General features: G+C 59.0%; 18 protein-coding genes. 7 read left to right on the top strand and 11 right to left on the bottom strand.

All coding sequences use genetic code 11. From position 1 onward, the window contains the following. Window positions 1–1,471 (top strand): ATP-binding protein (locus LQ956_RS07985; RefSeq protein ID WP_238630373.1); only part of this gene is annotated, 1,471 nt, incomplete at its 5' end. A 201-nt stretch (window positions 1,472–1,672) separates the two neighbouring features. Here the strand turns inward: LQ956_RS07985 and LQ956_RS07980 are convergent. Together LQ956_RS07980 and LQ956_RS07975 are read right to left on the bottom strand one after the other, a co-directional pair. Then, window positions 1,673–4,180, bottom strand: coding sequence for an O-linked N-acetylglucosamine transferase, SPINDLY family protein (locus LQ956_RS07980; protein ID WP_238629792.1), 2,508 nt, complete (start codon window positions 4,178–4,180; stop codon window positions 1,673–1,675). A 166-nt stretch (window positions 4,181–4,346) separates the two neighbouring features. Beyond that, entirely contained in the window at window positions 4,347–5,534 is a 1,188-nt protein-coding gene (locus tag LQ956_RS07975) for a flagellin N-terminal helical domain-containing protein (RefSeq protein ID WP_238629791.1), read from the bottom strand. A 742-nt stretch (window positions 5,535–6,276) separates the two neighbouring features. On the opposite strand from LQ956_RS07975, the gene LQ956_RS07970 reads away from it, so the two are divergent. The 5 genes from LQ956_RS07970 to LQ956_RS07950 all read left to right on the top strand — a co-directional run bounded on the left by LQ956_RS07970 (window position 6,277) and on the right by LQ956_RS07950 (window position 10,266). Next, the gene (locus LQ956_RS07970) at window positions 6,277–7,449 is read left to right on the top strand and encodes a flagellin (protein ID WP_238629790.1); all 1,173 of its coding nucleotides are present in this window, start codon (window positions 6,277–6,279) and stop codon (window positions 7,447–7,449) included. A 94-nt stretch (window positions 7,450–7,543) separates the two neighbouring features. Next, the gene (locus tag LQ956_RS07965) at window positions 7,544–7,957 is read left to right on the top strand and encodes a flagellar protein FlaG (RefSeq protein WP_238629789.1); all 414 of its coding nucleotides are present in this window, start codon (window positions 7,544–7,546) and stop codon (window positions 7,955–7,957) included. A gap of 64 nt (window positions 7,958–8,021) precedes the next feature. Beyond that, window positions 8,022–9,455: a flagellar filament capping protein FliD gene (gene fliD / locus LQ956_RS07960; RefSeq protein WP_238629788.1), complete on the top strand. Its 1,434-nt coding sequence runs from the start codon at window positions 8,022–8,024 to the stop codon at window positions 9,453–9,455. A gap of 60 nt (window positions 9,456–9,515) precedes the next feature. Continuing rightward, window positions 9,516–9,932: a flagellar export chaperone FliS gene (gene fliS / locus LQ956_RS07955; RefSeq protein WP_430733408.1), complete on the top strand. Its 417-nt coding sequence runs from the start codon at window positions 9,516–9,518 to the stop codon at window positions 9,930–9,932. 4 nt (window positions 9,933–9,936) lie between these two features. After that, complete coding sequence (locus LQ956_RS07950; RefSeq protein WP_238629787.1) at window positions 9,937–10,266, top strand: flagellar protein FliT; 330 nt, start codon at window positions 9,937–9,939, stop codon at window positions 10,264–10,266. Window positions 10,267–10,395: 129 nt separating this feature from the next. Here LQ956_RS07950 and LQ956_RS07945 read toward each other — a convergent pair whose 3' ends face one another. From LQ956_RS07945 to purB, 5 genes are all read right to left on the bottom strand, one after another. Beyond that, window positions 10,396–11,838 (bottom strand): NAD(P)H-binding protein, encoded by a 1,443-nt coding sequence (locus LQ956_RS07945; RefSeq protein WP_238629786.1) that lies wholly within the window; start codon window positions 11,836–11,838, stop codon window positions 10,396–10,398. Between the two features lie 6 nt (window positions 11,839–11,844). Then, entirely contained in the window at window positions 11,845–12,345 is a 501-nt protein-coding gene (locus LQ956_RS07940) for a hypothetical protein (RefSeq protein ID WP_238629785.1), read from the bottom strand. After that, window positions 12,342–12,641: a nucleotidyltransferase domain-containing protein gene (locus LQ956_RS07935; protein ID WP_238629784.1), complete on the bottom strand. Its 300-nt coding sequence runs from the start codon at window positions 12,639–12,641 to the stop codon at window positions 12,342–12,344. Before LQ956_RS07935 ends, LQ956_RS07940 begins: the two co-directional genes overlap by 4 nt. 12 nt (window positions 12,642–12,653) lie before the next feature. Continuing rightward, window positions 12,654–13,739 carry a tRNA dihydrouridine(20/20a) synthase DusA gene (gene dusA, locus LQ956_RS07930; RefSeq protein ID WP_255722099.1) on the bottom strand — a complete coding sequence of 362 codons (1,086 nt, stop codon included), beginning with the start codon at window positions 13,737–13,739 and terminating at the stop codon, window positions 12,654–12,656. Window positions 13,740–13,800: 61 nt separating this feature from the next. Further along, entirely contained in the window at window positions 13,801–15,168 is a 1,368-nt protein-coding gene (gene purB, locus LQ956_RS07925) for an adenylosuccinate lyase (RefSeq protein ID WP_238621882.1), read from the bottom strand. A 107-nt stretch (window positions 15,169–15,275) separates the two neighbouring features. Between purB and LQ956_RS07920 the strand changes: the two genes are divergently transcribed. Next, window positions 15,276–16,679, top strand: a complete 1,404-nt coding sequence (locus LQ956_RS07920; RefSeq protein ID WP_238629782.1) for a class II fumarate hydratase — start codon at window positions 15,276–15,278, stop codon at window positions 16,677–16,679. A gap of 15 nt (window positions 16,680–16,694) precedes the next feature. Here LQ956_RS07920 and LQ956_RS07915 read toward each other — a convergent pair whose 3' ends face one another. The 4 genes from LQ956_RS07915 to acnA form a co-directional block, all read right to left on the bottom strand. Beyond that, window positions 16,695–18,641 carry a putative bifunctional diguanylate cyclase/phosphodiesterase gene (locus LQ956_RS07915; protein ID WP_238621884.1) on the bottom strand — a complete coding sequence of 649 codons (1,947 nt, stop codon included), beginning with the start codon at window positions 18,639–18,641 and terminating at the stop codon, window positions 16,695–16,697. Between the two features lie 2 nt (window positions 18,642–18,643). Continuing rightward, window positions 18,644–19,492 (bottom strand): HDOD domain-containing protein, encoded by an 849-nt coding sequence (locus LQ956_RS07910; RefSeq protein WP_238629780.1) that lies wholly within the window; start codon window positions 19,490–19,492, stop codon window positions 18,644–18,646. Further along, entirely contained in the window at window positions 19,489–19,875 is a 387-nt protein-coding gene (locus LQ956_RS07905) for a hypothetical protein (RefSeq protein ID WP_238629779.1), read from the bottom strand. Before LQ956_RS07905 ends, LQ956_RS07910 begins: the two co-directional genes overlap by 4 nt. Window positions 19,876–20,035: 160 nt before the next feature. Continuing rightward, the gene (acnA, locus tag LQ956_RS07900; protein ID WP_238629778.1) at window positions 20,036–22,774 is read right to left on the bottom strand and encodes an aconitate hydratase AcnA; all 2,739 of its coding nucleotides are present in this window, start codon (window positions 22,772–22,774) and stop codon (window positions 20,036–20,038) included. Window positions 22,775–23,142: the final 368 nt, after the last annotated feature.

Raw genomic sequence — 23,142 nt, 5'->3', positions numbered from 1 at the left:
TACCCAACTGATTGAAGATGGAAGCTATTATTTCCTCTCGCGCCCCCGCCGTTTCGGCAAGAGCCTGCTGCTGGACACGCTCAAGGAGTTGTTCGAGGCTAACGAGCCTCTGTTCCGTGGCCTGTACATCCACGACCGCTGGGACTGGCAGACTCGTCATCCGGTCGTCCGGATCAGTTTTGCCGATGGGGTCATGGTAAGTCGATCGGCACTGGATACCCGTATCCGGCACCTGCTGCAATTCAACCGGGAACGCCTGGGCATCGAACACAGCGGCGCCCAGGACATCGCCGGCGAATTTTCCGATCTGATCCGCATGGCCCACCATCAACACGGCCAGCGGGTGGTGGTCCTGATCGACGAATACGACAAGCCCATCCTGGACAACATCACCGATGCTGACGTGGCCCGCGAACTGCGGGAAGGGCTGAAAAACCTGTATTCCGTCCTTAAAGACGCCGATCCCCATCTGAAATTCTGCCTGCTCACCGGTGTGTCCAAGTTCAGCAAGGTCAGCCTGTTCTCGGGGTTGAACAACCTCAACGACATCACCCTGGACAAGCCCTTTGCGCCCATCTGCGGCTACACCGACGAGGACATCGATACCGTGTTTGCCCCGGAACTGCCGGGCCTGGACCGGGACCAGATCCGGCAGTGGTACAACGGCTATCGTTGGGGAGATGAAACAACGCCGGCGGTCTATAACCCGTTCGATGTGTTGCTGCTGTTTCAGAAACGGGAGTTCCGACCCTACTGGTTCGAAAGTGCCACGCCCTCATTTTTAGTCAAGCTCCTGTCGGAGCGGGGCGTATTCACCCCCCGTCTGGACCGTCTGCAGACCAAGGCCAGCCTGCTGGGCCGCTTCGACGTGGACGACATTGCCACCGAAGCCCTCTTGTTCCAGACCGGCTATCTCACCGTGCACAAAGTGGAAGAACCCATCACCGGCTACTGGCTCTACACCCTGGGTTATCCCAATCGCGAGGTGGAGGCCAGTCTGAACGAATCCCTGCTGCCGGCCCTGGGGCTGGAGGCCTCACGAGCGCAGGAGTCCCAGATGCAGGCGCTCATGGCCCTGCGCAACCATGACCTGCCGGCCCTGGAAACCCACTTCAAGGCCCTGTTTGCCGGACTGCCCCACGATTGGTACCGCAACAACCTCATCGCCCAGTATGAAGGCCACTACGCCAGCGTGTTCTACAGCCACCTGGCCGCGCTGGGACTGGCCATCACCGTGGAAGATGCCGGCAATACCGGCCGGGTGGACATGACCGTGGATTTCAATGGCCACATCTACCTGTTCGAGTTCAAGGTGCTGGAGCAGGTCCCGGAGGGCAAGGCGCTGCAGCAGCTCCAGGACAAGGGTTACGCCGACAAATACCGGGGGCAGGGCAAGCCCATCCATCTCATCGGCGTGGAGTTCTCCAGGGAGCAGCGGCAGATCATCGCCTTTGACGTGCTGACTCTGTGAGGGCGATCACCCGCCCTGGGCAAAGGGGATGATGACGGTAATGATGAGCGTATTCACCCCGCGTCTGGACCGTCTATAGACCAAGGCCAGCCTGCTACGTGGACGATATTGCGACCTAGGCCCTGCTGTTCCAGACCGGTTATCTCATGGTCCACTTCAGGGCCGCCATCGGCGGACAGGGCAATCCCGTCCACTTGATCATTAGCTTGGAATTAAACAGTATTTTACGTAATCCATAATTGCTGCGTTAATTTTCGTTTTTTCTTCTACTACGAACAAAGCCATTCGTCCATGCCTGCTTTTGATTGGTAGGTATTTTTCGCAGATATGATAGTGGGTGCGATTGGTATAATCGTCAAATAGAATTTTTGTGCCTGATTTTGAAAAAATATAACATGCTAAAAAACATGCGACACGAAATCGCCCATCTATTAATATTAAGTCTGGGTGTTTATTATTATTTATGATTCTTTCCCAAGGTTTTTGAGCATACTCATGCCAGTTTGATATTTTTTCATTATTTATTGGGAAAGACCATGCTCCCGTTTTCCCAATGTCAATCAAGTGTACGTGGTGTTCAGTGCTGTTTTTTTTGTAACTTTTTGATATTTCTTCGACTGCGGACATGAATGATGCGTCAGATTCTACAGTTATTATATTTTTAACTTCCTCTCTCATTGAGAGCAGGGTGCTGCCGCCCGCCCCATATTCCAGAAATGATTTGCTATTTTTTAATAGTGAAATTAATTTTTTTTGCTCATTTTCTGGCATGTGAGACAATAGATCTTGCTCGGTAATACCCGTGATTTTTTCTGGGGCTAAACCTTCGTTATTTTGTTCTTTATGCGGATCTTCATTTTTTGTTTTTAATTTTTCTATAACGCTACACGGAATCTCCGCAAACCCGGAGAAATTGATGCTGGAGGGAGTTTTCCCCTGTTCCCATTGCTGAAACATGATGGTAAAAGCCTGATACAGATTGGCAGCAAATTGCAGGTGATCCCCAAGTGGGGAGTCTTCGCATCGCTTACGAAGGCCAAATCTCAAGTTGTCCAGGTCTTCCAGCTTTGATGCCCAGTCCTTGACTATTTCCACGTAATGGTCAAAGTCTTTTGCAATCCAGTCTTCAAGACCTACATTGGTCAGATGGCTGGCGGCGTGGCGACCGGCAAAATGTGGGCCGGGGTAGGTGACAGTGGGAACTCCCACGTAGAGCGCTTCGATGGTGGTGAGTCCTCCGGTGTAGGGCCACGGATCAAGAGCGATATCCACTTTTTGATAGGTTTTCAGTAGTTGGTCATGGGTAGAGGGACCTTCGAGCTGTAGTTGTTCGCTGCTAACCCCCTCGTTCTTGAAAGCGGCGTACATGCCGTTTCTCACGCCCACATCATTGAACTGTTTGCCTTTGAGGATCAGGCGGCTGCTAGGTAGGGCCTTGAGGATGCGGGACCATACCTCAATAATTGTCGGGTTGATCTTGTGTACATTATTGAAACAGGCGAAAGTGAGATAGCCATTATCCAGGGCCGGCAGGCGGTTGATATTCGGCATGTAGCGTGGCGGAGCATAGGAAACGTATCCTCCCGGCAGGCGCACCAAACTCTCGGTGAAGGTAGCTTCCGCGCCTTCAGGGGTTTCCACCCAGTCGCTCAGCAGGTAGTCCATGTTGGGAGTTGCCGAGGTGTTGCTCAGGCCGCCGATCCACTTTACCTGAACTGGAGCAGATCTTGCGGCGAAGGCAGGTAACGCAGAATCGGCACTGTGCCCTGACATGTCCACAAGAACATCCAGTTCATCAGCAAGCAGTTTTTCGTGAATCTTTTCTACAGGCCATTTATAAACTGAACATTGTGTGGATGGTATCTGTCGGAACCGGTTGGCAACGGCATCCTTGGGTTTGGGGGGATGGCTGTTGTAGAGGAAGATATCGCAAGGGAAATGCTCTGCCAGCATCATGATGGCGCCGATGCTCAGCCATCCGGCGGGATGTGACCAGAAACCATTGGAGATGAATCCGATTCTGAGGTTCCGGTTTTCCAGTGGCGAGCGTGTGAATTGTCTTACTTGGCCGTATTGCCTGGCGCAGGATTCGAAGTAATCCTTGTGCAGTGGCAGCAATTTCTCGTTGGTCATCCCGGGGATGTAATGGGCCATCAGGATGATATTGGAGCGGATTACCAGGCTATTCGGTTCCAGTGCTGCAGCCAGTTGATTCTGTAACAGCCCAGCTTCTTGATAACCCATGTCAAAAAGACAATGGCAACAGTCGTTAAGAAGATTGGCTTCAGGTTTTTCCGCCAGTAGTTGCTCGAACAAAGCCAACGCTTCTTTCCGCCTGTCAGCCTTGACCAAGGTTCGTGCAAGCAGCCATTTGCTTTTTCTGGGGTCATTTCCCTGATTGAGTGATTTCTCCGCCAGGTCAACCATGGCGTCCCAGTTTTTATCCGCCTCCAGTATTTCAAGATGGGTGGATACCACGGGTAGCCATTTGATTCCCCCGTGTGTCATGGCCTGTTCCGCAAACTTTAGTGCTTCCTTGGCTTCGCCTTGTTCATGGGATGACTTTGCCAGACAACCCAGCAGTAGCGGGTGGTTTGGGAACTGCTTGAGCGTGGCTCGGGAAAGACGCGTGACATTTTCATGATCAAAATTCTTGAGAGCTTGATCAATCTCAGTGAGGGCCTTTTGGAGTTTGTGCGCGTTTTTCATGAGGCTCTCATTGTTTGGCTAAGAGGGTATTCCTAGTAATCTTAGCAAGCATGAAATGCTGGTGTCATCAACTTGGGTCGGCGGCGATGATTTAAATCAGCAGGGAGGCGGGGCCGGCCGTGGAATCTCCTCGACCGGCCTATCTCAAGCCCCTGAGTGGTAATGACTACTGGAGCAGCTGCAGAACGCTGTTGGGCAACTGATTGGCCTGTGCGAGGACGGAGGTGCCGGCCTGCTGCAGGATCTGTGCCCGGGTCAGCTCTGCGGTTTCAGCGGCAAAGTCTGCATCCAGGATTCTTGATCGTGAGGCGCTCAGGTTCTCCGATCCAACGCGGAGGTTGGATATATTGGAGTCGAACCGATTCTGCAGAGCCCCCAATTCCGCTCGGAAGGAGCCGACTTGCTGCAGCACATAATCCACTACGATCATGGTTTCTGCTGCGTTATCCTGGGTATCGACCTTGAGTTCATTCAACGTCACCACTTCGGCTGCGCCAAGATCGACACCGCCTGTACCGAGCGTGACACCACCGATATCAATGGCGTCCACATTGGCTATATCCAGCAACGCATCGGCCCTGGAAGCGGAGAAGACAATGGATCTGCCGTCGTTACTCAGGTTGGCTAATACCCCGCTTTCCGCGGACTTAGCATTGATCAGGGAAACGACGTCTGCCATGGAGGAGACGGTTGCGGTTCCAATGGCAACGGTATCACCATTTGCGGCGGTAATGGTGAATGCTGCCATCTCCGTGCTGCCACCTTCCGCAAAACTTTCCAGGAGAGCGTTCAAAGCTGCTTGAGGGGCGGTAGTGCCACCCGCAGCTGCAGTATTGACAGCAGCCCCCAGCTTGCTACCTCTTGCGTCAACACCAGAAACCAAGATGGTTTGTCCCGCATTGGCACCCACCTGGAAAATAAGCTGCTCCAGACTGCCATCCAGCACATTGTCGTCGTTAAACTGCGTATTGGCAGCGATTCGATTGATTTCAGTAATCGCCTGCTTGACCTCGTTGTTCAGCGCTTCCCGGTCGGAACGTGAGTTGGTGGCGTTGGCCGACTGCACCGCCAGTTCGCGGATTCTCTGCAGCAGGTTGCTCACCTCACCCAAGGCACCTTCGGCAGTCTGAGAATAGCTGATGCCGTCGCTAGCATTACGAATGGCCTGGTTCTGGCCTCGGATCTGGGTGGTGAAACGTTCGGAAATGGCGAGGCCGGCGGCATCATCCTTGGCGCTGTTGATGCGCAGCCCGGAGGAGAGGCGTTGCAGGGCCGTCTGCAGCTGGCCCTGGGTATTGTTGAGGTTACGCTGTGCGTTCAGCGAGGCGATGTTCGTGTTGATGACTTGGGACATGATGGTTTGCTCCCTCAATGGATGGTCGTCGAATGCGTTAGTGCACAGCCCTTGATGACCGGCCCGGATTCAGTGGAGGGTGAGCAGCGGTCGCTGGCAAAACTGTACATGCCGTACATAAAGCAGATTTCGTGCCACTTTCAGGGTCGAGTGTCGAGGGTTTGTCATTATTGTTAAATTCAATTAAAAACAATCTCTTGCGAGCTTTCGGTGGTGTGCTGGAATGGCATGAAACGCATATCGGAAATAGATTTCCGGCTTTTTCTTTGTAAAAGGGAGGTGGGATGGTGCCGCCTAACGGCAGTGGCTTGCCGAGCTGTCGGCCGCCCCGGTGGGGGGGGGAGCGACTTGAATGTGGCTGGGTGCGGAGACACATTTCTCATTTGGATTTGTTTCACATGGGGCTGAGTTAGGTCCCGATGGGGGGTAGGTGTCGCCCCCGTTTTGTTGATGCGCAGCAGGTTTGCAGTGCGCTACTGGATACAAGGTGCTGAGGCTATGTATGCGCCTGGCTGTGGATGAGCGGCCAATTGTTGCCGATAAATGGGCTTTTTTGCCGTAATGCCCTGTTTTGCAGCCAGGAAGCACTCGGATGGGGGAATTTTTTTGCCGAAAGCGGCTAAAGCTTGCCGCCGGGTGGCCGATACAGGGTCTGCAGGAGGAAGGAACTGCTTGAAGGCATAACCCCCTCCCACATGAACCCGGGGTTTGTTCTGCCCCACCATTGGCAAGGAGATTCACCATGTCACAGGTCATCAATACTAATGTCGCCTCGCTGAACGCTCAGCGTAACCTCAATGCCAGTCAGGGCCAGCTCCAGACCTCCCTGCAGCGTCTGTCCTCGGGCCTGCGCATCAACAGCGCCAAGGATGATGCCGCCGGTCTGGCCATCGCCGAGCGCTTCACGGCCCAGATCCGGGGTCAGAACCAGGCCATTCGCAACGCCAACGACGGCATCTCCTTTGCCCAGACCGCAGAAGGCGCCCTGACCGAGATCGGCAACATCGCCCAGCGTGTCCGCGAACTGGCGGTGCAGTCGGCCAACGCCACCAACTCGGCCTCTGATCGGGAGGCATTGAACAACGAAGTCAAGCAGTCCATCGCGGAAATCAACCGGATTGCGTCTGCGACCCAGTTCAATGGCTATAATCTGCTGGATGGAAGTGAGAGTAACCTGATTTTCCAGGTGGGTGCCAATGCTGGTCAGACCATCGTAGTGGATGGGCTGGATGCACGCGGTAGCAAGCTGGGGGCTGCTGTCAGTACTGCAGCTGCGGGTGGCACTACTGCCCCTCAAGCAGCTCTGGATGCCCTCCTGGAAAGCTTTGCGGAAGGTGGCTCCACGCAGCTTGGAGCAGCAATTGTCATTGCCGGAGTGACGGTCGCAGAGGCTACTGATGTGGTTTCCTCTATGTCTGATGTTGTTTCTTTGATCAATGCGAAGTCTGCTGACACAAAAGTTCAGGCTAATCTGAGCAACGACGGAAGATCCTTCGTACTCTCTGCTGCGCGTCAAGATGTGGAAACTGCAATTGCAGGAGGCACGATCACAATTGATGGAGTGGCCTTTGATTTTGGAGCCTTGGACCAAGCTGCAGTTGTCAACTTGAACAATCTTAAAGTTGATGACCAAAAAAATGCTGCTGAAACCATGATCGTCATCGACTATGTGCTTGCGGAGGTCAACAGTCTGCGTGCCGACATGGGTGGTATCCAGAACCGCTTCGAGTCCACAGTGTCGAACCTGGCGGTGGGTGCCGAGAACCTGTCAGCCTCCCGGTCGCGAATCCAGGATGCAGACTTTGCTGTCGAAACCGCAGCCCTGACACGGTCCCAGATCCTGCAGCAGGCCGGTACTTCGGTCCTGGCCCAGGCCAACCAGGCCCCGAACAATGTCCTGGCTCTGCTCCAGTAAAACAGGATGAGGGGCTTTATCTGAACACAACAACCCGGGTGTCGTGAGTCACCCGGGTTGTTGTTCTCCCGGGTAGCGGGGGAGGAGAGGGCAAGTGGATACACAGATAAATGCCATATCAATGAACCCGGTTGTGTCTCCTTCCGTTTCTGTTTCCGGGCCTGGGGGTGGCAACCCCTCGCCGGTCAAGGCGATGCGAGAGGGAGAGTCTTTGCCGAAAAGTGACGATTCGGAGCCCAATAGTGCTTCCCCCGAGCAGAAAGCCGAGTCGGACATCAAGGAGCTGACGGCGTCAGTCGATAATGCCGTCAAGCGTATCAATGAGTTTGTCCAAGTGGTTCAGCGGGATCTGCAGTTTACCGTGGATGATTCAACCGGGCGCACCGTGGTGAGGGTGTATGACACGGAGAGTGAGGAGCTCATACGCCAGTTGCCACCGGATGAAGTCTTGGCCATTGCGGCTTTCATGGATGAGCTCAAGGGGATGCTGGTCAAGGAAAAGGCCTGAGGTGGCCTGATTCTTGCATTTTTTCAGGCACTTTTAAGTGTGCGGGAATTTCCGGAGGTAAGTCATGGCAACAATCAGCTCCTTGGGTATTGGTTCGGGCATCGATGTCCGCGCACTGGTGGACGGCTTGGTTGAGGCGGAGCGGGCGCCGCAGGAGAATCGCATTCAGCGTCAGGAGTCGCGCATCGAGGCGCAGATCTCCGGCCTGGGCATTCTGAAGAATGGTCTGACTGACTTCGGCAAGGCCTTGGATAATGTAAGGCTGAGCAGTAATTTCCGGCAGGTGGACGCGCGCGTCGCCGATGGCAGCGTCCTGGGTGCCACGGCCCAGAGTAACGCGCCCGCCGGCGGCTACGATGTGGAAGTGATCAAGCTGGCCCAGTCGCAGCGGCTGGCAACCACGGGCAATCTGTTCAGCGATATCAATAATTTTTCCTCAACCAGGGCACTGGGTGCTGGGGAGGTCAGCATCCGGTTTGGATCCGGCGCGGGCGCCGTAACAGAGACTTTCACCTTGAGCGGCACGGCCACGAGCCTGGATGCCCTGAGCAAGGAAATCAATGAGCAATCGAGCCGTGTGCGTGCCTCGATTCTTGATGACGGATCCGGGCCGAGGCTGGTGTTCACCTCGACTCAGACCGGCGATCAGAATGCCATCAGCAGGATTTCCGTGGATGCCGCTGATCCTGGCGCTTTGCTGAATCGCCTGGCTTTCGATGCCTCGACCCTGGATGGGGATAATGTCAGCGGTGGTTTCGTGGAGTTGCGCAAGTCTCAGAATGCCGAGTTCACCGTGGACGGCATGTTGTTCACCCGTCCGACCAATGAGGTGTCCGGGGCCATCGAAGGTGTGACGCTCTCCCTGACCAGGGAGGGTGCCGCGACGCGCGTCACGGTGGCGGAGAATCCAAGTACAGCCTCCGATGCCATTCGTGGTTTTGTCGATGCCTACAATGCCTTGCGGTTGCAATTGAATGAGTTGGGCGCCTACAACCCTGAAACCAAGGAAGCGGGTCTGCTCAATGGTGACGCCACTTTACGCACCATACAATCCCGCATGGCACAGGCACTTGGAAATCCGGTTGCCGGCATGGATGGTGATTTCAAGACGTTGGCGGATATGGGCATCGTCAGTCAAAAGGATGGCACGCTTCAGATTGATGACGCCCGCCTGAACTCCGCCCTTGAAAAGGATCGTGCCGGGGTGATTCGGGTATTCACTGATCCGAACGATGGTATGGCAACCCGGATGAGCGGGATGGTCAGGGAATTTACCGCTTGGGATAGCATTCTCAATATCCGTGGCGATAACCTTCAGAAGCGCTTAACGGATCTTGCAGATGCTCGCACCACTCTGGATGTTCGCATGGAACGGATTGAAGCGCGGTACATCGCTCAGTTTACGGCCATGGATGCGATGATTGCTCAGATGAACCAGACCAGCGAGTTTCTGGACAATCAGATGATGATCATGTCTGCCAATACGCGAAAGCGGTAGAGGTGTTACCTGATACATGATCGTCGATCAATAATTTCGCCACATAAAAGAGTCGCTCCAATGATGCATAAGGCCATTAATCATTACCAGCAGGTGGGGGCAGCCAGTGCCTCCTTCGCGAGTCCACACCGGCTAATCGAAATGCTTCTGGACGGCGGGATTGATCGTCTTGCGCAGGCTCGTGGTGCCGTACAGAGGGGCGATCGCCCAACCAAGCTGAAATTGATCGGCAAGGCGTTTGATATCATCGGTGGTTTGCGTGGCGGTCTCGACCTGGAAAAGGGGGGGGAGGTAGCCCGGAATCTGGATGAGCTGTATGACTATATGCAACGAAGATTGGTCAGCGCCAATGCCAGGGATGATGTGGAAGTGATTGATGAAGTGACCCTGTTGCTGGGCGAGATCCGCGATGCCTGGAAGGCCATTCCACAGGAGGCCCGTGATAATCCGGCTGCGGTAGCAGCCAAGGAGTCCTGAAGTCATGTCTGTGAAGGCCGGGGAAACGGTTCTGGAGGCCCTGGATGCGCTTGAACATCTTGCCATGCAGCGGCTGGAGTGGGCCCGCTCAGGGCAATGGGATGAAGTGGTGGCCAGTGAGTCCCAGCGAGGCGATCTGGCGCGCAGGATCCAGCCGGGTGTATTTCAAGGCGGCGATGAGGTACTCCTTGAGGGGCTGATTCGAATCCGGGATCTTGATCAGGCCCTGCTGCCGTTGCTGAAGCAGGCTCGGGACGCACTTGGGAAGGAACTTCGCCAGGTGCAGAAGGGTGTGGCGGGGGCGCGGGCATATGAGAAAGTGGGGGATTTTTAGGGTCATTCCCGCGAGAGCGGTAATCCAGTGGTGGGTTTATAGGATGCTGTGGCCTGGGCTCCCGCTTTCGCGGGAGTGACAGTTAAAAATGACGGGAGTGACGTATTAACCGCATTTTTACCTTGCTTTTCACCGCGCCAGCCTCGCCAGATGCCGCTGATAGCGGCGCATGACCAGCAGGTGGGCCACGGCTTGGCTCCACAGGTATAGATACCAGGGCAGTGACGGCGCAAAGTCGTGAATGGCTGCCATGGTGTAGCGTCCGCCCAGGACGCTCTGAAACTCGAATCTCCCCCGTTGTGCTTCCTTTCTTGCCAGCAGGCCGCCGGTGATGCGGTGGATCTGTCGATCCTTGGTACCGGCCTGGCTGTCCCGTTCCAGTTGTAGCAGCAGGTGTCCGCCGGGGCGTAGGTGGACCTGGTAGCCGGTATCTTCGTCGGTGTGCGGGTCTGTGAGGACCGCGGTCTTCACGAAGGGTCGGCAGCAGTCGCCCAGCCAGCGGAAGTAGTTGCCGGCCACCCAGGCGGCGTCCTGGCCGGGGGGCTGGATGATGCGCTGGATGGAGCGTACCCGGCTGGCCCGTCTGAGTTCGGCCCGGGTCTTTTGGTGGATGGGTTGCCGGGGGTTGGGCAGCAGGCGTTTGCGTCGGTGGTCCAGGGCGTCGTTCAGGGCCTGTTCGAAGGGGATGGCATTTTGGTCGATGAACCGTTGCAGGGGATTGTCCTTGAGCCGGGTGGCCCGTGGCAGACTTTCCATGACGGGGGCCACCAGGGCGGTGGGGGTGCCGGTGATCCAGCGGGCGCCTAGGGCGACGATCCGGCTGGGCAGCCAGGGCAGGGTGAGGAAGCGGCGTTTGAGGCCCAGCAGCCTTGCCGTGGTCCGGAGCATGTCTTCGTAGCTGATGCAGTCGGGGCCGCCGAGGTCGTAGTGGCCTCGGAATTCCTCCGGTTTGCCCAGGGTGTGACGGATGGCCCGAATAAGGTCCGCAAGGGCGATGGGCCGGGTGCGGGTGCGGGCGTTGGGGGGCAGGGTGATGATGCCGATCCGGCGCACCAGTTCCACCATGAGTCGGCAGGCGGAGCCGCCGGGGCCGACCACGAGGCCGGCGCGCAGGATGGTGACGGGGACGCCGTGGGCGGTGAGGGCCAGTTCCACTTCCCGGCGGCTCCAGAGCAGGGTGGAGATACGGAAGGTGTCGGGCATGAGGCCGCTGACGAAGAGGATCTGTCTGACGCCGTTGGTGGCGGCGGCGCGGGCGAAGTTGTCGGCCAGGATGAGGTCCATGTCCCTGGGTGCGGCCTGGGTGAGTCGTGATGAGGGGGCGAGGGAGTGGACCAGGTAGACGGCGTAGTCGCAGCCCTTGAGGGCGTGGGTGAGTTCGGCCAGGTCGTAGAGATCGCAGTGCCGCCAGGTGATCCGGCTGTCGGGATCGGGGGTTTGGGCGCGGGCCTGGGATCGGGTGAGGGCGGTGACCGGATGGTCCCGGGCCAGTTCACGGCACAGGGCGGTACCGATGAAGCCGCTGGCACCGGCGATGGTGATGCGGGGGGCGTGTTCCGTGTCCGGCAACATGATGCTTTACGCTTTTTTTGGAGTCAGCCAACCCCGAGTCAGCATGTCGTCAAGGAGTGTTTGTGTCACCTCCAGCAGCACGGGGACGAAATGATGGCCGGTTTCCAGGGCATTGACCAATATTTCGGGATCTTCGATGTACTCATGGATCATCTGGTTGCGAAGTTTGCGCACGGTAAGCCAGGTATCCGAGGACGGAATCACGCCCAGGCGTTCCGCCTTGTCCAGATTGTCGATGGCGGCGCCGGTCTTTTCTCCCAGACCACGCAGATACAGAGGGATCAGTTTATCGCCGAGGCTATCCTGGAGTCGGCCGAAGCGAGCGACAAAGGCGTTGGCACGTTCGGCTTGGTCGGTGTCGTTTTCAAGTTGCCGCGCCCTTTGCAGGCTGAAGGGGTGTGCAAAGAATCGCTGGTCGGTGATCCGCAAGTGTCGTGCCTCCTTTTCCACGATGCGGGCGAGGAATTGCAGGCGTGCCTTGTCTTTCTCTTCAAGGGCGATATTCAAAGCATGATCCCTTCGCGGCGGGCAATGTCGTGAATGGGAAGCCGGATCAGATTGGGCGCGCTGATAAGAACATCCACCCTGCGCCCGTCCATTTGGCGGCTGATTCTGGCTGAGAGGGTGGCGGAGAGCCAGGCGGGATTGTCGGCCGGCTCCGTCAGTTCCACCAGCAGGTCCACATCCCCCCCTTTTTTGTGGTCATCCAGGCGTGACCCGAACAGGCGCACCGTGGCCTTCGGGCCTGTCAGTTCGGTGACGATCCGGCGGATGGCGGTTTGTTGGTCCGGGGTCAGACGCATGCGCCAAGATTACTACATTTGGGCGTCGCCGAGGGGTGAGGGGAAAGGCCCGGCAGAGGATCGGCCCTGGGCGGGAACCTTGGCTGCCGCCTGCCGGATGATGTCCGGGCCGGCGCCGGGGCGGTGGGCGTTTTCGCTCAGGTGACGGCGCCAGGCGCGGGCGCCGGGGCGGGCCTGGAACAGGCCGAGGATGTGACGGGTCATGGCCTGCAGGGGGACACCTTCCGACAGACGTGCCTCCACATAGGGCAAAAACTGTTCGATGACTTCATGGGGGGATTGCGCCGGGGCCGGTTCGCCGTACAGTTCCGGGTCCACCCCGGCCAGGAGCCAGGGGTTGTGGTAGGCCTCGCGCCCCAGCATAACCCCGTCCACATGCGCCAGTTGCGCCCGGCAGTCTTCCAGGCGGGCGAGGCCGCCGTTGATGATGATCTCCAGATGGGGGAAGGCCTGTTTAAGGCGGTGAACCCGGTCGTAACACAGGGGCGGAATTTCCCGGTTCTGTTTGGGACTCAGGCCCTGCAGCCAGGCCTTTCGTGCGTGGACGATGAAGCGGGTGCAGCCGGCACCCGCAACCGTTTCCACAAACTGGTGAAGATGGGCTTCGCTGTCCAGGTGGTCGATACCGATGCGGTGCTTGACCGTGACGGGGATGTCCACCGCGGCCTGCATGGCGGCCACGCAGTCGGCCACGAGCGCCGGCTCGGCCATGAGGCAGGCACCGAATCGCCCGGAACTCACCCGGTCCGAGGGGCAGCCCACGTTGAGGTTGATCTCGTCATAGCCCGCCTCGGCCCCCATGCGGGCGCAGGAGGCCAGGGCCTGGGGGTCCGAGCCCCCCAGTTGCAGGGCGATCGGGTGCTCTGTCGGATCAAAGCCCAGCAGGTAGTCCCGATCGCCGTGGAGCAGGGCGCCGGTGGTGACCATCTCCGTGTAGAGGAAGGCGCGGCGGGAGATAAGACGCAGGAAGTAGCGGCAATGTCGATCGGTCCAGTCCATCATCGGCGCCACGCAGAAGCGGTGAAGCCCTTTTTTCCTTTCTGGTCGATGGCTTACCGCTGATTCCGCTGACTTTTCTACGATCCTTTCCTGCTGCATGTTGGCCTGTTGTCGGGGTTTTTCGTTGTCCGGTGCTACAAGAAAGCGACACGAAAATCCTTTAGATCCTCCGCGCCTGCTGGGCGGCGTTGCCGGTGTAGCCGCCGGGGGTGAGGGCCTTGAGCTGGTCCCTGGCCGCCTGGGGGATCTCCAGGGTATCGATGAAGGCGCGCAGGCGGGGGCCGTCCACCCGTTGACCGCGGGTGAGCTCCTTGAGCTTCTCGTAGGGCTTTTCCACCCCGTAGCGGCGCATGACGGTCTGGATGGGCTCGGCCAGGACTTCCCAGTTGGCCTCCAGGTCGGCATCCAGGCGGGCGGTGTCCACCTCCAGCTTGCTGATGCCCTTCCCGGCGGCCTGGTAGGCAATCACGGACCACGCGAAGCCCATGCCGATGTTGCGCAGCACGGTGGAATCGGTCAGGTCCCGCTGCCAGCGGGAGATGGGCAACTTGCCGGCCAGGTGCTCGAAGACCGCATTGGCCAGACCCAGGTTGCCCTCGGCATTCTCGAAGTCGATGGGATTGACCTTGTGGGGCATGGTGGAGGAGCCCACTTCGCCGGCGATCACCTTCTGCCGGAAGTAGCCCAGGGAGATGTAGCCCCAGACGTCGCGGGAGAAGTCGGTGAGGATGGTGTTGAAGCGGCACAGGCCGTGGAACAGTTCGGCCATGTAGTCATGGGGCTCGATCTGGATGGTGTAGGGGTTCATCTCCAGGCCCAGGCTGTCGATGAATTCCCGCGCCAGGGTTTCCCAGTCCACGTCCGGGTAGGCGCTCAGGTGGGCGTTGTAGTTGCCCACGGCACCGTTGATCTTGCCCAGCATGATCACGTTGGCCACCTGATTGCGGGTGGTCTTGAGGCGATGCACCACGTTGGCCATTTCCTTGCCCAGGGTGGTGGGGGAGGCGGGCTGGCCGTGGGTGCGGGAGAGCATGGGCTGATCGGCGTGCTTGTGGGCCAGATCACGAATGGCGTGAATGACCTCGTCCATCAGCGGCAGCATGGCCTGGCCCCGGGCCTCCTTGAGCATGAGGGCATAGGCCAGGTTGTTGATGTCCTCGGAGGTGCAGGCGAAGTGGAAAAACTCACTGATGGCGGCCAGTTCCGCGTTGCCGGTGACCTTTTCCTTGAGGAAGTACTCCACCGCCTTGACGTCGTGGTTGGTGGTCCGTTCGATGTTCTTGACCCGGCGGGCGTCTTCCTCGGAGAAGTTTTCCACGATGCCGTCCAGGATGTGACGGGCGTGCTCACCCAGGGGCGGCACTTCCGGGATGCCCGGATGGGCGGCCAGCGCCTTGAGCCATTCCACTTCGACCTGGACCCGGTGACGAATCAGGCCGAATTCGCTGAAGATCGGGCGCAGCATCTCGGTCTTGCTGCCGTAGCGGCCGTCCACGGGGGAGATGGCGGTGAGGGACGATGGCTCCATGGGGCGGGGTCTCCGGGCTGACTGAAAAAGGCGGGATTATACTACAGGATAGGTGATTCGCTCCGTTTGGGAGCGGGGTGTGCCGACTGCAAAGAGGAGGATGGACGATGGGTAACTCCGGGATGCGTGTGGAACATGACAGCATGGGACCGGTGGAGGTCCCGGCCAAGGCCCTGTACGGCGCTCAGACTCAACGCGCCGTGAATCATTTCCGGATCAGCGGCCGGCCGATGCCGGCCGCGTTTGTCCAGGCCTTGGGACATGTGAAGGCAGCCTGTGCTCAGGCCAACCGGGATCTGGGACTGCTGTCCGATGAGATGGCCGACGCCATTATCGTGGCCGCCGATGCCGTCTCACGAGGGGAACATGCCGAGCAGTTCCCGGTGGATGTATTTCAGACCGGCAGCGGCACCAGCTCCAACATGAATGCCAATGAGGTCATCGCCACGCTGGCATCCCGGCACCTGGGGACGCTCGTGCACCCCAATGACCACGTCAATCTCGGGCAGAGCTCCAACGATGTCATTCCGACCGCGCTGCATGTGGCCGCGGCCCTGGCACTGCGGCAGCGGCTGATTCCTGCGGTACTTGAGCTGGCAGAGTGCATCGACCGGCGTGCTGCGGACTTTTCCGGTCTGGTGAAGACCGGGCGTACCCATCTCATGGATGCCATGCCGGTGCGGCTGGATCAGGAACTGGGGGCCTGGGCTCAGCAGATGCGCTACGGGGCGGAGCGTTTGGAAGACGGCTTTCCCCGCCTGGTGGAGCTGGCCATCGGCGGGACCGCGGTGGGGACGGGGGTAAATGCCCATCCTGAACTGGGCGATCGTGTCGCCCGGATTCTGTCCCGCCGCACCGGGGTGGTGTTCGTGACCAAGCCGAGCCGGTTTGAGGGCTTGGCGGCCCAGGATACGGCGGTGGAGATCAGCGGGCAGCTCAAGACCCTGGCGGTGAGCCTGATGAAGATCTGCAACGATCTGCGCTGGATGAACTCGGGGCCGCTGGCCGGGTTGGGTGAGATCCGGCTGCCGGCTCTGCAGCCGGGGAGCAGCATCATGCCCGGCAAGGTGAATCCGGTGGTTCCGGAGGCGGTGGCGATGATCTGTGCCCGGGTGATGGGAAACGATGTCACGATCGGCATCGCCGGTCAGTCCGGAAACTTTCAGCTTAACGTGATGTTACCGCTGATTGCTCACGATCTTCTTGAGAGCATCGAACTGCTGTACCGCGGCGTCGTGCTGCTGCGTGAAAAGGCCGTGGAGGGCCTGATGGTGGATGAGTCGCGGCTCAGGGCGGCGCTGGAGCGCAATCCCATTCTGGTGACGGCGCTCAATCCGGTGATCGGTTATGAGCAAGGGGCGGCGATTGCCAAGCGGGCTTACGGGGAGGGCAGGCCCGTCCTGGCGGTGGCGCTGGAGATGACGGGTCTGGATGAGGCCACCTTGCGTCGATTGCTGGATCCCATGAGACTGACGGGTATTGCGGAGGAAGACAGTGGCAGGAAAACGTGACAAGAAGGAATGAAATCAGGAATACGCTTTAAGATATTGGCATAGATCATTGAATGGCAAGGGTTTGCTGAAGTAGTAGCCCTGGATGAATTCACAGTCGAGTTGCTTCAGGAAGGCCAGCTGTTCTTCATTTTCCACCCCTTCCGCCACGACTTCCAGGCCCAGCCCCTTGGCCATGGCGACGATGGCCGTGACGATGGCGGTATCGTCGCGATCATGGGGCGTGTCGCTGACGAAGGAACGGTCGATCTTGAGAGTATGGATAGGAAAATGCTTCAAGTTGTTGAGCGATGAGTATCCGGTGCCGAAATCATCCACTGCCAGACGAAAACCCAGCTGGTGAAGTTGCCGGAACATGTCCACGGCCACGTGGATGTCCTGCATGATGGTGCTTTCCGTCAGTTCCAGCTCAATGGCGCAGGGCGAGACATCATGCTCCTTGAGGATGGCGATGTATTTTTCCACCAGGTTGGCCTGCCGGAACTGGCGGGCCGACAGGTTGATGGCCATGCGGGGTGATTCGATACCTGCATCCCGCAGTCGGTGTACATCCTCGCATACCCTTTTGAGCACCCACAGCCCCAGACCTTCGATGATGCCGGTGTCTTCGGCAATGGGGATGAAGCGGGCCGGGCTCTGCAGGCCCTTCTCCGGATGATGCCAGCGCACCAGCGCCTCCAGCGCTTCCACCCGGCCGGTCCTCAGCGATATCTGGGGCTGATAGTGGATGTCGAATTCGTCCCGGGCCAAGGCCTTGACCAGCTGGTTTTCCAGTACCAGGTGGCGGTAGGTCTGGGAATTGAGGTCCTGGGTATAGAACTGATACAGGTTGCGACCGCGTTGCTTGGCCTCATACATGGCCGCGTCGGCGTTCTTGACCAAGGTGTCCGTGTCATCGCCGTCGAAAGGATGGATGCTGATTCCCGCGCTACAGGTGATGAAGACCTGATGATCCATGACCTCGTGTTCGCGACTGATGCTTTCGATCAGTTGCTGGACAAAGCGGGCCACCAGGTCCAGCGAGGCCACGTTATCCAGGATGATGCCGAATTCATCACCGCCCAGGCGGGAGAGGGTCACGTTGGCCACGTCCAGGTGATAGCGCCGAGCCACTTCGGCGGAGAGAAGGGTGCTGCGCATCTCGCCGGCCAGACGGCGGATCAGCAGGTCTCCCGCACGGTGGCCCAGAGAATCATTCACCCGCTTGAAGTGATCCAGGTCCATGAGGATCACGGCAATATGGGCATCAGGTGCCCCCCGGCGCTGCATCAGCTGGCTCAGGCGGTCATTGAAGAGGACCCGGTTGGGCAGGCCCGTGAGGGTGTCATGGCTGTGCTGATGAATCAGTTCCCGCGATTGACGCTGGGTGATCTTGCGCAGGGTCTGATGTTGTTGCTCCCTGAGGGTATAGAGGGCGGCACTTTCCAGCGCATAGGCCGTGTTGAACAGAACGATGGAGAGCACCTTGAGGCCCGATTCGCCGATCCGTAGGTCCGTGCCGTGGATACGCCCGACAAACATGCCACGGATTCGGGTGCGGGTGGAGATGACGTGCAGGACCAGATGCGCGTCGGGGGTATGATGATCACCGGCGGAGAGACAGACCGGATGGTTCTGATTGATGGCCCAGGCAAATGTGCCTTCTTCGATCAGCCGCTCGACGGCGGCTTCCAGATCGGCATCCGTGCAGCCCGGCTGTCGGTAAGTGAGGTTGAAATTGGAGTCGTCGTCCACGGTGTAGTAGCCCGCATCTTCAAAAGGCAGGACGCGCTTGACGCAGTCATGCGCATATTTGAGGATGGTCTGGGTGTCCCGATTATGGCGATGGTCACCGAAGATCGAGGTCATCGAGGCCAGTACGTCCATGGCATAGTGATGCCAGTGATTGGCGGCCTCAAGATAAGCCACACGCCCACGCAGATAGTCGATTTCTGGCGGGTGAGGTGCGTCCTTTTTAGTCATTTTCATGCCATGAATACATCGACTACCTGCTGGTAGTGCATATCAGTGTATGTGATCACCTGTTCCAGCATGTTTTCGGGCAGTGCGATGCGAATCCAGGTTTCATCATTGATCGGGGGTACATAGCGTTCCCCACTGGTGCCCAGTCTCAGGGCATTGGCAATACTGTCGGCGACATGGACGACAGCGGTCTCGATGGGGTATTGGGAGGCCAGGCTAGGCGAGTGATGATGGCGCACCGGCTCCTCGAAGGCTCGCGGCAGGTTCCATGCCCGCAGTAGATCGCCGCCCAGTTCCGCATGGTCCACCCCCAGGACCTCCTGTTCCGCCTGAAACAGGAGGCATTGACGTTCGTCCCTGCGCGCCAGGATCCGGGCGGAGGGGGTGGTCAGGTGCATGAACATGAGCAGGCGTCCGATATCGTGGAGCAAGCCGGCTACGTAGAAACGTTCCACATTGGTTTCACGGCGGGCGCCGGCCAGGCTGCGTGCCAGAAGTGCAGTGACGATGCTGTGCCGCCAGAAGCTGTCCATGTCGACACCCGCTACGGGAAGATGGCTGAAATAGCGGATGATGGTGGCGGCCAGGACCAGATCGCGCAGTTGCTGGGTGCCGATGATGCTGATGGCACGGTCGATGCTGTTGATCCGGCTCGGAAAGTTGTAAAGGCTGCTGTTGGCGATGCGGAGCAGTTTGGCGGTCAGGGCACTGTCGGTCTCGATGGCCCGGCTCATAGCCTCGAAGGAACTGGTGGGGTCGTTGACTGCGGCTTCGACGCGATGAAAGACGCTCGGCAGGGTTCCCAGGTCCGGGTTGCCGGCGAGGATGTCGTCGATGGTGCCTCCTGTCATGGGCCGGCCTTGGCGTCAAGTTTCCTTGCGAGACGTGCCGTCGATACCTTGAACAGGGTATCCATGACGGGACTGGCAAGATCCGCGTGCATGAAGGCCGTTGACATGATGCTTTTGGCCTGAGTCCATGATGTTTCGCTGATGTCGCTACTATCCCTGAGGGAGGGGACGGTGGCCGATGACTCAGTGTGCATGAGCGGAACCTCCCTGTCTGTCCAGATGGCGACCTCGTTAACGCCCCAGGTCTTCAGGACGCGGATATGTTTGTCTCTAAGGGGTAAACCGGCGGACAGCAGCAGTCTGCCGCTGCGATCCCGCACATCCTCCGCCAGGACAGCGCCTGGCGTGGCCCTGTCCGCCGGGATGTTGATTTTGCCATCCATCCATCATGCCCCTGATTTTTCCAGACTAACTCAAGCGGGTCCATCTAGCTCACGCGGGTCCACCTGACGTCACTCCCGCGAAGGCGGGAGTCCAATATTTTTACCATGCTACTGGATTCCCGCTTTCGCGGGAATGACTTATCGACCTGGTGCCCACGCTTCAGGATGCCAGTTGCCGGATGACGTAATGCAGAATCCCTCCGTGCCGGTAATATTCCCATTCCTTCGGCGTATCAATGCGCACCCGGGCCTTGAATTCGCAGCGGGCGCCGTCGTCCGACTCGGCGGTGACGGTGACTTCGGCGGGGGTGTCATCCAGTGAGCTGATGCTGTAGCGCTCATGCCCCGACAGCGCCAGCGTGTCGACGCTCTCGCCGGGCAGGAACTGCAGGGGCAGGACCCCGAATCCGACCAAGTTGGAGCGGTGGATGCGTTCGAAACTCTCGGCGATCACCGTACGGATGCCCAGCAGTCGTGTCCCCTTGGCTGCCCAGTCTCGGGAAGAGCCGGTGCCGTATTCCTTGCCCGCCAGGACCATCAGCGGGATGTCCTTGTCCCGATAGCGCATGGCGGCGTCGTAGATGCTCATCTGCTCACCGTCGGGCAGATAATGGGTCCAGCCCCCTTCGGTACCCGGCGCGAGGCGATTGCGCAGGCGCACGTTGGCGAAGGTGCCGCGCATCATCACTTCATGGTTGCCCCGCCGCGAGCCATAGGAATTGAATTCCTTCGGCTCGATGCCGTGAGCCTGCAGGTACTGTCCGGCGGGGCTTTCCGGATGGATGCCGCCGGCGGGTGAGATATGGTCGGTGGTGATGGAATCCCCCACCATGACCAGACAGCGGGCATGTTGGATGACTTTTGGGGGCTCCGGTTCCAGGGTCATGCCTTCGAAGTAGGGCGGGTTCTTCACATAGGTGGATTCCGCCCAGTCGTAGAGTTCCGACTCGGTCACCTGGATCTGTTGCCAGTTGGCATCGCCCTTGAAGACGTCGGCGTATTTATCCCGGAACATGGCCGAGTTGATGCTGGTTCCCATAAGACCGGCAATCTCCGCCTGGCTGGGCCAGATGTCCTTCAGGTAGACGGGGCGTCCGTCGCCGTCCGTGCCCAACGGATCCTGGTACAGGTCCACGGCCATGGTGCCCGCCAGGGCATAGGCCACTACCAGGGGAGGGGAGGCCAGGTAGTTGGCGCGCACATCGGCATGGATGCGGCCTTCAAAGTTGCGATTGCCTGAGAGCACCGCGGCCACCATCAGATCCCCTTCGCGGATGGCATTGCCGATAGGCTCGGGCAGGGGACCGGCGTTGCCGATGCAGGTGGTGCAGCCAAAGCCCACTACAGAGAAGCCCAGGGCTTCCAGGGGCTGCAGGAGGCCCGCCTGTTGCAGGTAAGCCGGGACCACCTGGGAACCCGGGGCCAGGGAGGTCTTGACCCAGGGCTTGGGTTTGAGGCCTTTTTCGTGAGCCTTCTTTGCCAGCAGGCCGGCGGCCAGCAGGACCGCGGGGTTGGACGTATTGGTGCAGGAGGTGATGGCGGCGATCACCACGGCGCCATGGGTGAGCAGGTGCCGCTCGCCGTCCATCTCGTATTCCACCGCGCCGGTTTCGTGGCTGTCCTCCACCCCGGGGGCGGTATGGCCGCCTTCATCGGCGAAGCGGGCCTCTTCCCGATTCGCCGGGGTGGTGTGATGTGCCTTCAGATACTGGTCCAGGGTGTCCATGAAGCTGCGGCGGGACTGGTTTAGGGGGATGCGGTCCTGGGGGCGCCTGGGACCCGCCAGACTGGGAACGACACTGCCCAGATCCAGTGCCAGGATGTCGGAATAGTCGGCCTGTCGGGCACCGGTGTCGCGCCAGAGCCCCTGATGGCGGGCATAGGCTTCCACCAGGGCGATGTGCGACTCATCCCGGCCCGAGAGATGCAGATACTCAAGGGTCTCCCGGTCGATGGGGAAGATGCCGCAGGTGGCGCCGTATTCCGGGGCCATGTTGGCGATGGTGGCCCGATCCGCCAGGGGCAGATGGTCCAGGCCGTCGCCGAAGAATTCCACGAACTTGCCCACCACGCCGTGCTTTCTGAGTATCTGGGTGACGGTGAGCACCAGGTCGGTGGCGGTGGCGCCTTCCGGCAGTCGGCCGCTGAGCTTGAAGCCCACCACCTGAGGGATGAGCATGGAGATGGGCTGGCCCAGCATGGCGGCCTCGGCCTCGATCCCGCCCACGCCCCAGCCCAGCACGCCCAGTCCGTTGACCATGGTGGTGTGGGAGTCGGTGCCCACCAGGGTGTCGGGGTAGGCGTGGAGGGTGCCGTTGTCGTCCCGCACGAAGACGGTCGGGGCCAGGTATTCCAGGTTCACTTGATGGACGATACCGGTACCGGGGGGCACCACGCGGAAATTTTCGAAGGCCTTCTGCCCCCAGCGCAGGAACTGATAGCGTTCCTGGTTGCGGTGGTATTCCAGTTTAATGTTCAGATCCAGGGAGTTTTTTTGGCCGAAGTGGTCCACCATCACCGAATGATCAATGACCAGATCCACCGGGGCCAGGGGATTGATCCGTTTCGGATCCTTGCCCAGGGCCTTCATGGCATCACGCATCGCTGCCAGGTCCACCACGGCGGGGACGCCGGTGAAGTCCTGCAGCACCACTCGGGCCGGGGTGAAACTGATTTCCGCCGTCGGCTCGACCCTGGGGTCCCAGTCCAGCAGGGCCTGGATGTGCGCCCGGGTGATGTTGTTGCCGTCCTCGCAGCGCAGGAGGTTTTCCAGCAGGATCTTGAGGGAGAAGGGCAGACGATCCAGGTCGTGAGTTTTCCGGAGCAGGGCGAGGCTGTGGATGTGGTAGGCCTTGCCCTGGACGTCCAGGGTGTCCTCGGTGTTGAAGCTGTTGCTCATCGTGGCGGCTCCCTCTTTCTGTGGAACGGTGTGCTTGCCATGCTGTTCCTGGATTCCCGCCTGCGCGGGAATGACGATCTTCGTTAATACCCTGCTGTCCGTTTGTTGCTGGGTTCCCGCGTGCACAGGAACCACTGGATCTGATTGCCGTCACTCCCGCGAAAGCGGGAGTCCAGGATTGTCAGTCCGTCACTGGATTCCCGCCTGCGCGGGAATGAGTTATTCAGAAGTCCTTTGGTGAGTATGGCACAGCCTCGCACAAGGCATTTCTGGTCTGCCACCCTCCCGGTGGTTTAGAATGCTGCCGCGCAATAACCCTGTCTGTCAAAATAAAATATTGATCATAAGGGATATTTCTCCCTCCCCGG

The organism is Ectothiorhodospira lacustris (genome assembly GCF_022227845.1).
Taxonomy (GTDB): Bacteria; Pseudomonadota; Gammaproteobacteria; order Ectothiorhodospirales; family Ectothiorhodospiraceae; genus Ectothiorhodospira; species Ectothiorhodospira lacustris.
The sequence above is the reverse complement of the archived record's forward strand: the minus strand, read 5'-3'. Positions and strand labels throughout refer to the sequence as shown.